Origin of the sequence: Halomonas sp. SCS19 (genome assembly GCF_040147015.1) — a bacterium.
Lineage (GTDB): Bacteria > Pseudomonadota > Gammaproteobacteria > Pseudomonadales > Halomonadaceae > Halomonas > Halomonas litopenaei.
On record NZ_JAMSHN010000001.1, the window covers coordinates 4,614,648 to 4,627,278 of the forward strand.

Below are 12,631 nucleotides of genomic sequence, written 5' to 3' on the forward strand. Positions count from 1 at the left end.
GTTGAGCTCCGATATCGTTGATCGTTCAGTGGTGGAGTGGTCGCGCAATAGTAGAGAGATCGCGATGAAAAAGGGGTCGCCAAAAAAACAGGGGAAGAGCGGCTGCTCTTCCCCTGGGGCGATCATGAACGCTCGTCTCCCCATGGGGAGAGCTCGCTCATCATTCGAACGCGCTTACTGGGCAGCCTTGGCCTTCTCGACGATGGCAGCAAAGGCTGCCTTCTCGTGAACGGCCAGGTCAGCCAGGACCTTGCGGTCGATTTCGATACCGGCCTTCTTCAGACCACCGACGAAGCGGCTGTAGGACAGACCGTGCTGACGGGCACCGGCGTTGATACGCTGGATCCACAGGGCACGGAACTGACGCTTGCGCTGGCGACGGTCGCGGTACGCGTACTGGCCGGCCTTGATGACGGCCTGCTTGGCAACGCGAAAGACGCGCGAACGGGCACCGTAGTAGCCCTTGGCCTGCTTCATGATCTTCTTGTGACGACGACGGGCGACGACACCACGCTTGACACGAGTCATAGCACTCTCCTGACGTTAAAGGGGGTTCACCAAGGGTTTATACGTACGGCAGCATGCGACGCACGAGTGCCTTGTCGGCGTCGTGAATCTGCTGCATGCCGCGCAGCTGACGCTTACGCTTGGTGGACTTCTTGGTCAGAATGTGACTACGGAAGGACTGCTTGTGCTTGAAGCCGTTGGCAGTCTTCTTGAAGCGCTTGGCAGCGCCGCTGTTGCTCTTGATCTTCGGCATGAGAATAACTCCGCTCGAGTTTCTTTAGAAAATCCGGGGCCAATGGCCAGCCTTCACAGGCTGACCAATCGTTGAACCGGCCGTCGGATCACTTCTTCTTGGGGGCAATGATCATGATCATCTGGCGCCCTTCCATCTTGGGGAAGGATTCCACGGTCCCGATTTCCTCGAGATCCGCTGCGATCCGTTCCATCAGCTTGCGGCCGATGTCCTGGTGCGCCATTTCACGCCCGCGGAAACGCAGGGTGACCTTGCCCTTGTCGCCACCTTCGAGGAATCGAATCAGGTTCTTCATCTTGACCTGATAGTCACCCTCGTCGGTGCCAGGACGGAATTTGACTTCCTTGACCTGGATTTGCTTCTGCTTCTTCTTCTGAGCAGCTTTCTGCTTCTTCTGCTCGAAGACGAACTTGCCGTAATCCATGATCTTGCAGACGATCGGATCGGCATTGGAAATCTGTACGAGGTCCATCCCTTCCGCTTCGGCACGCTCAAGGGCGTCGCGGGTATCCACGATGCCAAGCTGTTCGCCGTCGCTGGCGATCAGGCGGACCTGATCTTCGGTGATGCGCTCGTTCATTGGCGGACGCTTGTCCTGGGGGCGTCCTCTGGGGTTGCTTCTCTTGATGGTTCCGTCTCCACTGTAGCTTTGGAAGGTGCGAGAGCTGGGAAGGTGCGTGCCTAGAGCCTCACACGAGGGGGCGGCCCATGCCGCCTACCCGTTAGTACCGCTCGGCCTGAACTCGTTCAATAAAGGCGTCCACGGTCATGGTGCCCAGATTTTCGCCGCTGCGCGTACGCACAGCCACCGAGTCGGCCTCTACTTCCTTATCTCCGACCACCAGGAGATAGGGTACCTTCTGCAACGTATGCTCGCGAATTTTAAAGCCGATCTTCTCGTTCCTCAAGTCCGACTTGACGCGAAGACCGATTTTTTGCAGTCGTGAGGTCAAGGCTTCGGCGTATTCCTTCTGGGCATCGGTGATGATCATCACCACCGCCTGCTCCGGCGCGAGCCACAGCGGCATGGCGCCGGCGTAGTGCTCGATCAGGATGCCGATGAAGCGCTCCATCGAACCGACGATGGCACGGTGCAGCATGACCGGCGGCTTGCGCTCGCCCTCTTCGGTCACGTACTGGGCACCCAGGCGCGTGGGCATCATGAAGTCGACCTGCATGGTGCCGACCTGCCACTCGCGGCCCAGGCAGTCCTTCATGTGATACTCGATCTTGGGGCCATAGAAGGCGCCCTCGCCCGGCAGCTCCTGCCACTCGACCCCACAGGCCTCCAGCGCGCCACGCAGGGCGTTCTCGGCACGATCCCAGGTGTCGTCGTCGCCGATGCGCTTTTCCGGGCGCAGGGCGATCTTGATCGCGATATCCTCGAAGCCAAAGTCGCTGTAGACCTTGAGCGCCTGGCGATGGAAGCTCGTCACCTCGGGCTGCACCTGCTCTTCGGTACAGAAGATGTGGCCGTCGTCCTGGGTAAAGGCGCGCACTCGCATGATGCCGTGCAGCGCGCCGGACGGCTCATTACGGTGACAGCCGCCGAATTCGCCGAAGCGCACCGGCAGTTCACGGTAGCTGCGCAGACCGGAGTTGAACACCTGGACGTGGCCCGGGCAGTTCATCGGCTTGAGCGCGTACTCACGCTTCTCGGACTCGGTGAAGAACATGCCGTCGGCGTAGTTATCCCAATGGCCGGACTTCTTCCACAGCGACACGTCCATGATCTGAGGGCAGCGAATCTCCTGATAGCCGCCCTCCTTGTAGACGCCGCGCATGTACTGCTCGACGCGCTGCCACAGGGTCCAGCCGTTGGGGTGCCAGAACACCATGCCCGGCGCCTCTTCCTGCATGTGGAAGAGGTCGAGACGACGCGCCAGCTTGCGGTGATCGCGCTTCTCGGCCTCCTCGAGGCGGTGCAGGTAGGCCTTGAGCTGCTTCTTGTCGCCCCAGGCGGTGCCGTAGATGCGGGTCAGCATGGCGTTGTCGGCGTTGCCGCGCCAGTAGGCACCGGCCAGCTTGGTCAGCTTGAACGCCTTGAGGTGACGCGTGTTGGGCACGTGGGGCCCACGACACATGTCGGTATATTCCTTGTGGCGGTAGAGGCGAATAGTGTCGCCTTCGGGAATCCCGCGCACGATTTCCTGCTTGTAGGGCTCATCGCGATGCAGGAATTCCAGCATCGCGGCATCGCGATCGACGTACTCGCGGACCACGTCGTACTCTTCATCGATCAGCTGCTTCATGCGCTTCTCGATGGTCTCGAGGTCTTCCGGGGTGATCGACTGGCCGAAATCGATGTCGTAATAGAAGCCGTCGGTGATCACCGGGCCGATGGCCATCTTGGCCTCGGGATAGAGCTGCTTGACCGCGTGCCCGATAAGGTGGGCACAGGAATGCCGGATGATCTCCAGGCCTTCCTCGTCACGTGCGGTCAGGATCGCCACCTCGGCGTCCGTCTCGATCAGGTCCGCGGCGTCCACCAATACGCCGTCGATCTTGCCGGCCACGCAGGCCTTGGCAAGTCCCGGGCCGATGCTCTCGGCCAGTTCCATGACGCTAAGGGGGGAATCGAAGGTTCTCTGACTGCCGTCAGGCAGTGTCACGATGGGCATGCAAGCTGTCCTTGTGCGCAGTGGTGATCCATACCAAGGATCACGTGTCGCCAAAATGGATTCGAGGGGTGAAACAGCGACATAGAATATCAGAAATGGCGCCGCCGGCGCCATGCTCTACCCCTGTGGAGGGCGTCGCGACACCTTTAGCGAGCCGGATGGCAAGACAGGCCACCACCACCCGAAACGCAGCGAGGCGCCCGAAGGCGCCTCGCTGATGTCATCGCGCTCGATCAGCTGATCGAGACGGACTCGGTCAGGGCAGACTTACTGCCACTCACCCAGTTCCACACGACGGTTTTCCGCACGACCTGCATCGGTGTCGTTGGTCGCGATGGGCTGCTCTTCACCGTAACCGATGGCACGCATGCGGTTCGGCTGAACACCCTGGCTCGCCAGGAAGCGAGCAACGGAAGCGGCACGCTCCTGAGACAGCTGCTTGTTGTAGCTGTCGGAACCGACGCTGTCGGTGTGACCTTCGATGCGCACGCCGACGTTCGGGTTGGCGCGCAGACGCTCGGCAACACCAGCCAGAACCTGCTCAGCCTGAGCGGTCAGGACGGCGGAGTCGAACTCGAAGTTCACGTCACGCAGGACCAGGTCCTTTTCGCAACCGAGGGAGTTGACCTCGACGCCAGCCGGAGTACCCGGGCACTGGTCCTGGAAGTCCGGCACGCCATCGTTGTCGGAATCCAGCGGGCAACCCACTGCGTCCACGGCGACACCGGCCGGAGTACCCGGGCACTGGTCGTTGGCGTCGTAGACGCCGTCACCGTCGGAATCCTTCGGAGCGTTCATCGGCTCCTTGTTCGGCTCGGCACACAGCAGAGCGCCAGCCACGGTGCCGACGGTCGCGCCGACAGCAGCGCCGGTTTCCTCGTCGTCATCGCTGGTGGTGCCGTAGCCGATACCACCGCCGATCAGACCACCGGCGATACCACACACCATCGGGTGCTGGTACCACGGCTTGGCGTCAGATGCGCTCATGCCGGAGGAGGACTGAGAGGCGGAGCTGGCGCAGCCGGAGAGGCCGACAACCAGTGCAGAACCGAGCAGCAAGCCAGTCGTTGATTTTTTCATGTAAGACTCCTTCTTCTATCTGACACTCAATGCTGAATACGGGTAACCCTGTTCTTCAGCGGGTCCAATGTTGTGCCGATCGAGAAACAGGATAGGTACCCTACTTCCTCATAGGCAAGAAAAGCATGAAATACAGCGCCTAGCCAGTCTATTAGTCGCCAATATCTCAACGTCTTCTGCCAACGGCCCATCGTGCAAGACAATTGCTGCACGACCAATCCCTTGCAGGCGATATCATGACGTATCGCTTCTGTACAATCAAACTAGCACAGGCGATACCCGCCCGTCATTCACTTCATCGAACAGTGTTCGAGATCGCTCAATTGAGAGAGTCGGGGTAACGGGCTTGAAAATCCAGCGCAGCCTGTGCCGCAGCCAGCACATCGTCGCGATTCGCTTCTTCCACGGCCAGTCGCTGCTTGTCTTCAGCGAACCGCTCCTTGGGCGTAAGCTCTTGACGCGCCTGATGTGTGTGCAGATGACGGGTCTGTTCGTAGACCTCGGCAAAGACTCTGAACTCGCGCCGCTCAAGCAGTGCCGGATCGATGATCTCGAACAATACTTTCAACCGCCAGCAGCCTTCGGTCACATCGACCTGACGCTGCAATAGCGCCGACGCAACCAGACCGAGGTTTTCCAGGCCATTTTCCCTGGCACGACGTTCCTCGTCCCGAATCACTCCCTCTCGGCGCCGCACCTCATTCTTCAACGACCAGGCGTACCACGCCAACGCGGCAATGATGACAATGCCAAGCCCGAGCAAGGCATAAGCGAGCGTCGTGGACATGCAGCCCCCTGTGCGATGGTCAAAGGAAGCATTCTACACATCTGCCAGGGAGGCTGAACCATCCATCACGAGAAAGACCGGTGACTGCCGTCTGCATTGTTGCCACCTGCCGATGACACTCCCGTGACACCGGACCGTTGAACGAAGGTAGTCGGCCCTCACGGAGTCAAGGCGATACTCAGATAGTGATCCAGCAACAAGGCCAGAAAGACGCCGAGCAGATAGCGGATGGAAAACCAGAAGGCCTGCAAGGGCGCCTGTTCGTCGTGTCCACGCCAGACTCTGAGATTCCACTGCATGAAGCGCAGATTGAGAAGACATACGCTGACCAGATAAAGCCAGCCGCTCATGCCAATGGTGAACGGCAGCAAGGTGGCCGCTACCGTCAGCCAGCCGTACAGCCAGACCTGCAGTCTGGCAAAGGCGAGGCCATGGGTTACCGGCAGCATCGGAACCCCTGCCTCGGCGTATTCATCGCGCTTGTAGATCGCCAGCGCCCAGAAGTGCGGCGGCGTCCAGGCAAAGATGATCAACATGAGCAGCAGCGGTTCGGCTCCCACTGTCCCGGTCACGCTGGTCCAGCCCAGCAGTGGCGGCGCGGCACCGGCGACACCACCGATGACGATATTCTGCGGCGTGGCCCGTTTCAGAAATACCGTGTAGATCAACGCATAACCGACCAGCGACCACAGCGTAAGCCAAGCGGTCAACGGATTGACGGTCAGCGCCAGCAGCGCCACCCCCGAGGTGGACAATGACAGCGCCCAGGCCAGCGCCAGTGGCGTCGACAAGCGACCGGACGCCAGCGGGCGCCGCGAGGTGCGATGCATCCGCGCATCCAGCTTGCGATCCACCACGTGGTTGATCGCCGCCGCCCCGGCGGCGGCCAGTGCAATCCCGATAAGCCCGCACACCATGGCGTTAAGCGCAGCTGGCGATATCGCACCGGGGATCGCCAGCAACATCCCCACCAGGGCGCATACCAGCATCACCATGACCACTCGCCATTTGCACAACGTCAACAAGTCACGCCATAGCGGATGGGTCGCTGCCCCCATGGCCTGTGCATCACGCATGGAGCCACCCTCCTCTGGTCTGACGTTGACGTCCCTTCACCGCCTGTCTTGAATGGCGCTGCTTCCACGCCACCAGGGTAAAACTGAAGACCAGCAGTACCGCGCCGGCAGTATGCAGAAGCGCCAGGCCCAGCGGCAGCCACAGCAGCACATTGGCGATACCCAGGGCGACCTGCAAAGCCGTCGCCCCGGCCAGCGTCAGCAGCCAGGGCCGCATTTCACGGCGATGCCAGCGACGGATCACCACCAGTGCCAGCGCCAGCGTCAACGCCAGCGCTCCCAGCCGATGGGCCAGATGGATCGTCGTGCGTGCTTCGGCGTGCAGGGCCCCGTGCAGATAGTTGGGCCCTACCGTCTGGGTAAGGTGGAAGCCCTCCCCCCAGTCGGTGTCGGGCACCCACTGGCTATTGCAGGTGGGAAACCCCTGACAGGCGATGCCCGCGTAGTTGCTGGAGGTCCAGCCCCCCAGCGCCAGTTGCAGTACCAGCAGCATGGTGGCCACCCCCATCAGCGCCCCCAGTGGTCGGGCAGCGAGCGCCGCCTCTCCCCTGGCGACACGACGCAGGCGCAGATGCAGCCAGATGAACAGCGTCATCACCGTGAGTCCACCCAGCAGGTGAAGGGTTACCACCTGGGGCCACAGCTTGAGGGTCACGGTGTAGGCACCGAAGGCCCCCTGCACCATCAAGGCGGCGAACAGCATCAGCATCAGACGCCAGGGAAACCCAGGCTTGCGCCGCCTGGGCCAGGCCAGCACCAGCAGGGCCATCACCATGACCCCGAGACATCCGGCCAGGTAGCGATGAATCATTTCCATCCAGGCCTTGGATGCCTCCAGCGGTGCATCCGGACTATGCAGCAGAGCGCTGCTTGCATCGGGCACGACCAGCGCCCCATAGCACCCCGGCCAGTCGGGACAACCCAGCCCCGCATCCAGCAACCGGGTGAAGGCACCGGCCATGATGACCAGAGCGGTGAACAGGGCCCCCACCAGACTCAAGAGCCGCAGCGTCGCCAGGCGTCGATCATTCATGGCGCACCTCCTGGCGGGCGTCTTCGCTGGCACCTTTGCTGTCGTGCAGACTGACCAGTTCGGTGGCACCTTGCGTAGCCTCGGCCTCACCGGGATCTTCGCCCAGGACAGCAAGCGGTGGCTCGGGGTTGCGCTTGAACAGATGCTCGATGTCGTCCATCACCGCCCGGGTCTCCACCCCGGCAGGATAGGCGACCGCCACCCACCCCTGGGGGTCAAGCAGCCACGCCTGCCCCTGACTGGCCCACTCCGGCGACTCGGTCCAGGTCATCAGCGACTCGCCAGGCAAGGCGGCAGCGTCTCCGCCTACGCGCAACCGACTCAGACGATGGGCGTCCTTGCCCAGCGCTCGGTGCAGGCGCCACCAGCGATCCGCGTCTTCGGCGCAGCTATCGCCACAATCGTAGGCCAGGGTCCAGGCATGCGCCGCGACCTCCCCTCCACGATCGCGACTGGCAATGTCTGTGCGCTCAAGAGCCGGCCACCGGGACAGCGGCGGCACATCGGCATCAAGCGCCCCGTGGGCGGTACGGTTGTCGGGAATCCCGATACGGAACTCGACCATGCCCCAGGCAAGCGCCATGGGCATCACAAAGATCGCGATCAGTGCGACCAGCTTCAGCCGCTGCCACCCCATCGTCGTCATCCTCGCACCTCCACTCCTTGCGTCGACACGTTCGGTCCTGTCGTGTCCGCTGGGCTATCGTGTATCTGTCGTTCTCGCGCTAGCGCTTGTCTGAAAAGTGCCTGCACTCGGTAATACGGCGTTAAAAATCGGATCAAAATGCTCATTTACACCCCGTAAACTGCGCTTTCTCACCGATTTTTGCCTTGTCTAACCTTCGCTCGTCGACTTTTCGGACAGCGCCTAGTGTCGTGCTCTCGCGCTAGCCTCTTGTCCTCGTTGATGTCGCTTGTCTTTCGCCCCTTTCCGGTCTTTCGCGGCGTTGTTGTCTTCCGCGGTTTTCTTTCGCGGTTTTCTTTCGCGGTCTTGCCATCTCACGGCCTTAGCGTTCTTGCCTCGCGGTCATGTCGGCGATCGACGTTTCAGGGCGTGAGGTACCCGCCGCCCACAGGTCACGATAGAGTCGTCGACCTCCAAACAGCAGCGCCAGCAGCGCCACCAACGAAAGCCCCCACCACTGCAGTGCATAGGCCAGATGTCGCTCTGGTGGCATGACGTTAGGCGTCCACCAGTCCTCCAGATGCCCGGGACCCTGGCGCTGATGCAGCCAACCGGCAAAGCTGAACTCCTCGTCCCAGGCTCCGAGTTCGATGCGCTGCAGTCGCGTGCCTTCGAGGTTGTCACCGAACCGCGGCGTACGCCGGCCATCCGCCTGCCAGTCACCGCTCAGCGACACCAGCCCCTTCGGCGTCTCTGCGTAGGGCGCCTGGCGCGACACCCCTGTCTCGAGAAAGCCGCGCTCCACCAGCCACCGCTGTCCCTCGACGTCGACAAAGGGCGTGAGCACCGCTACCCCGAGTCGATTGCCGAGCATCCGATTGTCCAGGTAGAGGGTTTCGTCGGCCTGAAAGACGCCTTCGAGCGACAGGCGGCTGCCGTCCGGCGGCAATGTCCCTGGCATGTTCAAGGTCGGTGCCTCGGCAAGGTTTGCAAGATAGTCGCGCTTGCCGGCGGCGCGCTCCCACTGCCATAGTCCAAGGCCGATACCCAGCACCATCAGCGCTGCGCACAGCAGGCACCAGGCCACCAGCCGACCCGGACCACGCCTTTTTCCCTCACTCGAACGGACTCTCACCATGCTGCTCAAGATCCTGATTCTGATCGTGTTCGTGGCCATGCTGGCCAGTCTCGCGGCCGGGGTCGGCTTCCTGCTCAAGGACGACAGCCACTCACGCCGCCTGCTGGTCTCGCTCAAGATCCGGGTAGCCCTGGCCGCCCTGCTGCTGGCGTTGCTGGCCTATGGCTTCGCCACCGGAACGATCGGCTGAGCGGCCCCCACGCCGCCTGCCTCAGAACACGTAGACAAAGATGAACAGCCCCAGCCAGACCACGTCGACAAAGTGCCAGTACCAGGCCGCCGCCTCGAAACCGAAGTGGTTGTCGCCACTGAAATGGCCCTTGCGGATACGCATCAGGATGCTGGCCAGGATGATGGTGCCGATGATGACGTGAAGGCCATGGAAGCCCGTCAGCATGAAGAAGGTCGAGCCGTAGATGCCCGCCTCCAGGGTCAGGCCCAGGTGATGGTAGGCTTCGTAGTACTCGACCCCCTGGATGATGATGAAGAAGGTGCCCAGCAGCACCGTACCGAACAACCAGTTGTGGGTAGCGCGACGCTCCCCCATCTTCAACGCTTCGTGGGCGACCGTCAGGGTAATGCTCGAGGACACCAGCAGCAGGGTGTTGACCAGCGGCAGCTGCCACGGGCTCAGGGTCTCGGTCGGCCCCGAGATGGCGCTGTCCGGTGGGTTCTCCAGCGGCCAGCTGGCGGTGAAGTCGGGCCACAGCAATGCCGACACGCCCTTGGCACCTTCACCATCGAGCCATGGCAGCGCCAAAGTCCGCACATAGAACAGCGCACCGAAGAAGGCGCCGAAGAACATCACTTCCGAGAAGATGAACCAGCCCATGCCCCAGCGGAAGGACCGATCCATCTGGGCGTCATAGAGCCCTGACATGGACTCCTTGATGACATCCCTGAACCACAGCACCATCACCGCCAGGATGCCCACCAGCCCCGCCAGCATGATCGGCGACCCCGCCGCCCCGTGCACCAGCCAGGTGCCCCCGCCGACCATCATCACGCCCATGGCCAGGGAACCGAGGATCGGCCACTTGCTGGTCGCGGGTACGTAGTAGCTGCCACCACTCATGCTTCACCTCCTGGATCTTCGCCAGACGCCGGTCGGCGTCCCTTGTCACTGCCCGGTGCGCCGTCGGCCACCGTCGCCACCGCCACGTCCGGTCCCTGGTCCTGCGGGTAGAGCGTGTACACCAGGGTCACGGTCTTGATCTCTTCGGGGAGATCGCGGGTCAGTTGAAACACCAGTGGCGCCTCGAAGCTCTCCCCCGGCGCCAGCCGTTGATTGTCGAAACAGAAACAGGCCAGCTTGCGCAGATGTAGCGACGCCGGAGACGGGGTCACGCTGGGCACCGCCCTTGCCACCAGCGCCTGGTCACCCAGATTGCGAAAGGTGAAATACACCTCCGTGCTCTGCCCTGGGTGAACCCGAACCTGGCGACTGTGGGCCTCCAGCTTCCACGGCAGTCCCGCACTGCCACGAGTCACGAACTGCATCGTCACCGTGCGTTCGGTATCGACCTCTTCGTGCACCAGCGTCTGAGCGCTGGTCGAGGTCTTGCCGTTGAGACCCGTCACCTGGCAGAAGACGTCATACAGCGGGACCAGGGCAAACGCGAAGCCAAACATCCCCGCCAGCACCACCAGAGTCTTCACCACGGTTCGTCGAACCTGGGGACTGCGATCCTCGACGACGTTCGTCATGGCGACACTCCCGACTCAGTGCTCCACCGGCCGATACTGAGGCGGGTGCTCGAAGGTATGCAGAGGCGCCGGGCTCGGCACCGTCCATTCAAGATCCTCGGCGCCATCCCAGGCCTTGGCCGGCGCCTTCTTGCCGCCCCGCACGCACATGATCACGATGACCACGAACAACAGCTGCGAGAAGCCGAACATGAAGGCACCGATACTGGAGAGCATGTTGAAGTCGGCAAACTGCAACGAGTAGTCGGGAATTCTTCGCGGCATGCCGGCAAGCCCGGAAAAATGCATCGGGAAGAAGGTCAGATTGACCCCGATCATCGACAGCCAGAAGTGCCACTGGGACAGCCGCAGGTGCGGGTAGTGGCCGGTCCACTTGGGCAGCCAGTAGTAGACCCCTGCCATGATCGAGAACACCGCGCCGGGCACCAGCACGTAGTGGAAGTGCGCCACCACGAAGTAGGTGTCGTGGTACTGAAAGTCCGCCGGCGAGATCGCCAGCATCAGCCCCGAGAAGCCACCGATGGTGAACAGCACCACAAAGGCGATGGCGAACAGCATCGCCGGCTCGAAGCTGATCGAACCCCGGAACAGGGTGGTGATCCAGTTGAACACCTTCACCCCGGTCGGCACTGCGATCAGCATGGTGCTGTACATGAAGAACAGCTCCGCCACCAACGGTAACCCCACCACGAACATGTGGTGAGCCCACACCAAGAACGACAGGATGGCGATGGAAGCGGTGGCGTAGACCATGGAGGCATAGCCGAACAGCCGCTTGCGGGCGAAGGTCGGAATGATCACCGAAACGATGCCGAAGGCCGGCAGGATCATGATGTAGACCTCGGGATGCCCGAAGAACCAGAACAGATGCTGGAACAGCACCGGATCACCACCGCCACCGGCATTGAAGAAGCTGGTGCCGAAGTTGATGTCCATCAGCATCATGGTGACCACTCCGGCCAGCACCGGCATTACCGCGATCAGCAGGAAGGCGGTGATCAACCAGGTCCAGACGAACAGGGTCATGTCCATCAGGCGCATGCCCGGTGCGCGCAGGTTCAGGATGGTGGCGATGATATTGATCGCCCCCAGGATCGAGCTGATACCGGCGATGTGCAGCGACAATATAAAGAAGGTGGTGGACGGCGGCGCGTAGGTGGTGGACAGCGGCGCATAGAAGGTCCAGCCGAAATTCGGCGCCCCACCCGGCATGAACAACGTACTCAACATCAGGGTAAAGGCGATCGGCAGCAGCCAGAAGCTGAAGTTATTGAGCCTCGGCAACGCCATGTCCGGCGCCCCGATCTGCAGCGGCACCATCCAGTTGGCCAGCCCAACGAAGGCCGGCATCACCGCGCCGAACACCATGATCAGGCCATGCATGGTGGTCATCTGGTTGAAGAACTCGGGCTGCACCAGCTGAAGACCGGGCTGGAACAATTCGGCCCGCACCACCAGCGCGAAGACCCCACCGATCAGAAACATGGTCAAGGAGAAGATCAGATAAAGGGTACCGATCTCCTTGTGATTGGTGGTCAGTACCCAGCGCATCAGACCGCCTGGGCGATAGTGATGCTCGTCGTGTCCCGCCGAGCTGGCCTCGGAGGCCGACGACTCGAGTCGATGCTTGGGAGGCAGTGACGCCATGGCGAAGATCTCCCCTGTTGGCCGCCTGCCTGACTCTTGGCGGGCGTCGATGGTGCGTTCAACGTGACTCCTGAGAGCCCCCGGTTGCTCGGACTGGTCGTTCGTCGACCATCCCCTGTTCGCTATTCCCTTGCTCGTTCATCTCTTGTGCTTGCAT

At 61.8% G+C, this 12,631-nt stretch carries 14 protein-coding genes; 1 reads left to right on the top strand and 13 read right to left on the bottom strand.

What is annotated here, in order from left to right; all coding sequences use genetic code 11:
* Positions 1-174: 174 nt before the first annotated feature.
* From rplT to NFH97_RS20025, 10 genes are all read right to left on the bottom strand, one after another.
* Complete coding sequence (gene rplT / locus NFH97_RS19980) at positions 175-528, bottom strand: 50S ribosomal protein L20 (RefSeq protein ID WP_045991494.1); 354 nt, start codon at positions 526-528, stop codon at positions 175-177.
* A 37-nt stretch (positions 529-565) separates the two neighbouring features.
* Positions 566-760: a 50S ribosomal protein L35 gene (rpmI, locus tag NFH97_RS19985; RefSeq protein WP_045991495.1), complete on the bottom strand. Its 195-nt coding sequence runs from the start codon at positions 758-760 to the stop codon at positions 566-568.
* An 88-nt stretch (positions 761-848) separates the two neighbouring features.
* Positions 849-1,388, bottom strand: a complete 540-nt coding sequence (gene infC / locus NFH97_RS19990; protein WP_083970214.1) for a translation initiation factor IF-3 — start codon at positions 1,386-1,388, stop codon at positions 849-851.
* Positions 1,389-1,482: 94 nt separating this feature from the next.
* Positions 1,483-3,381, bottom strand: coding sequence for a threonine--tRNA ligase (gene thrS / locus NFH97_RS19995; RefSeq protein ID WP_045991497.1), 1,899 nt, complete (start codon positions 3,379-3,381; stop codon positions 1,483-1,485).
* A 267-nt stretch (positions 3,382-3,648) separates the two neighbouring features.
* Positions 3,649-4,461, bottom strand: a complete 813-nt coding sequence (locus NFH97_RS20000; RefSeq protein WP_045991498.1) for an OmpA family protein — start codon at positions 4,459-4,461, stop codon at positions 3,649-3,651.
* 319 nt (positions 4,462-4,780) lie between these two features.
* Positions 4,781-5,248, bottom strand: coding sequence for a DUF2489 domain-containing protein (locus NFH97_RS20005; RefSeq protein WP_045991499.1), 468 nt, complete (start codon positions 5,246-5,248; stop codon positions 4,781-4,783).
* A 158-nt stretch (positions 5,249-5,406) separates the two neighbouring features.
* Positions 5,407-6,324, bottom strand: a complete 918-nt coding sequence (gene cyoE / locus NFH97_RS20010; protein ID WP_349625428.1) for a heme o synthase — start codon at positions 6,322-6,324, stop codon at positions 5,407-5,409.
* Positions 6,317-7,357 carry a COX15/CtaA family protein gene (locus NFH97_RS20015; protein WP_045991501.1) on the bottom strand — a complete coding sequence of 347 codons (1,041 nt, stop codon included), beginning with the start codon at positions 7,355-7,357 and terminating at the stop codon, positions 6,317-6,319. The genes cyoE and NFH97_RS20015 overlap by 8 nt, the downstream gene beginning before the upstream one ends.
* Positions 7,350-8,003, bottom strand: a complete 654-nt coding sequence (locus NFH97_RS20020; RefSeq protein ID WP_185696454.1) for a redox-active disulfide-containing membrane protein — start codon at positions 8,001-8,003, stop codon at positions 7,350-7,352. The genes NFH97_RS20015 and NFH97_RS20020 overlap by 8 nt, the downstream gene beginning before the upstream one ends.
* A gap of 361 nt (positions 8,004-8,364) precedes the next feature.
* Complete coding sequence (locus NFH97_RS20025; protein WP_349625429.1) at positions 8,365-9,120, bottom strand: SURF1 family protein; 756 nt, start codon at positions 9,118-9,120, stop codon at positions 8,365-8,367.
* Here NFH97_RS20025 and NFH97_RS20030 point away from each other — a divergent pair.
* Complete coding sequence (locus NFH97_RS20030) at positions 9,119-9,310, top strand: DUF2909 family protein (RefSeq protein WP_045991503.1); 192 nt, start codon at positions 9,119-9,121, stop codon at positions 9,308-9,310. The two genes, NFH97_RS20025 and NFH97_RS20030, sit on opposite strands and share 2 nt — an antisense overlap.
* 21 nt (positions 9,311-9,331) lie before the next feature.
* Here the strand turns inward: NFH97_RS20030 and NFH97_RS20035 are convergent, their stop codons facing one another.
* From NFH97_RS20035 to ctaD, 3 genes are read right to left on the bottom strand one after another with little or no spacing between them, the layout of a single operon-like run.
* Entirely contained in the window at positions 9,332-10,195 is an 864-nt protein-coding gene (locus tag NFH97_RS20035; protein ID WP_045991504.1) for a cytochrome c oxidase subunit 3, read from the bottom strand.
* Entirely contained in the window at positions 10,192-10,827 is a 636-nt protein-coding gene (locus tag NFH97_RS20040) for a cytochrome c oxidase assembly protein (protein WP_349625430.1), read from the bottom strand. Before NFH97_RS20040 ends, NFH97_RS20035 begins: the two co-directional genes overlap by 4 nt.
* 15 nt (positions 10,828-10,842) lie before the next feature.
* Positions 10,843-12,474 (bottom strand): cytochrome c oxidase subunit I, encoded by a 1,632-nt coding sequence (gene ctaD / locus NFH97_RS20045; protein ID WP_045991505.1) that lies wholly within the window; start codon positions 12,472-12,474, stop codon positions 10,843-10,845.
* Between the last annotated feature and the right edge of the window lie 157 nt (positions 12,475-12,631).

Excerpts from the sequence above, each read along its gene's own strand:
- rplT (WP_045991494.1), bottom strand. The coding sequence starts at position 528 with ATGACTCGTGTCAAGCGTGGTGTCGTCGCCCGTCGTCGTCACAAGAAG.
- rpmI (WP_045991495.1), bottom strand. The coding sequence starts at position 760 with ATGCCGAAGATCAAGAGCAACAGCGGCGCTGCCAAGCGCTTCAAGAAG.
- thrS (WP_045991497.1), bottom strand. The coding sequence starts at position 3,381 with ATGCCCATCGTGACACTGCCTGACGGCAGTCAGAGAACCTTCGATTCC.
- NFH97_RS20000 (WP_045991498.1), bottom strand. The coding sequence starts at position 4,461 with ATGAAAAAATCAACGACTGGCTTGCTGCTCGGTTCTGCACTGGTTGTC.
- NFH97_RS20005 (WP_045991499.1), bottom strand. The coding sequence starts at position 5,248 with ATGTCCACGACGCTCGCTTATGCCTTGCTCGGGCTTGGCATTGTCATC.
- cyoE (WP_349625428.1), bottom strand. The coding sequence starts at position 6,324 with ATGCGTGATGCACAGGCCATGGGGGCAGCGACCCATCCGCTATGGCGT.
- NFH97_RS20015 (WP_045991501.1), bottom strand. The coding sequence starts at position 7,357 with ATGAATGATCGACGCCTGGCGACGCTGCGGCTCTTGAGTCTGGTGGGG.
- NFH97_RS20020 (WP_185696454.1), bottom strand. The coding sequence starts at position 8,003 with ATGACGACGATGGGGTGGCAGCGGCTGAAGCTGGTCGCACTGATCGCG.
- NFH97_RS20030 (WP_045991503.1), top strand. The coding sequence starts at position 9,119 with ATGCTGCTCAAGATCCTGATTCTGATCGTGTTCGTGGCCATGCTGGCC.
- NFH97_RS20025 (WP_349625429.1), bottom strand. The coding sequence starts at position 9,120 with ATGGTGAGAGTCCGTTCGAGTGAGGGAAAAAGGCGTGGTCCGGGTCGG.
- NFH97_RS20035 (WP_045991504.1), bottom strand. The coding sequence starts at position 10,195 with ATGAGTGGTGGCAGCTACTACGTACCCGCGACCAGCAAGTGGCCGATC.
- NFH97_RS20040 (WP_349625430.1), bottom strand. The coding sequence starts at position 10,827 with ATGACGAACGTCGTCGAGGATCGCAGTCCCCAGGTTCGACGAACCGTG.
- ctaD (WP_045991505.1), bottom strand. The coding sequence starts at position 12,474 with ATGGCGTCACTGCCTCCCAAGCATCGACTCGAGTCGTCGGCCTCCGAG.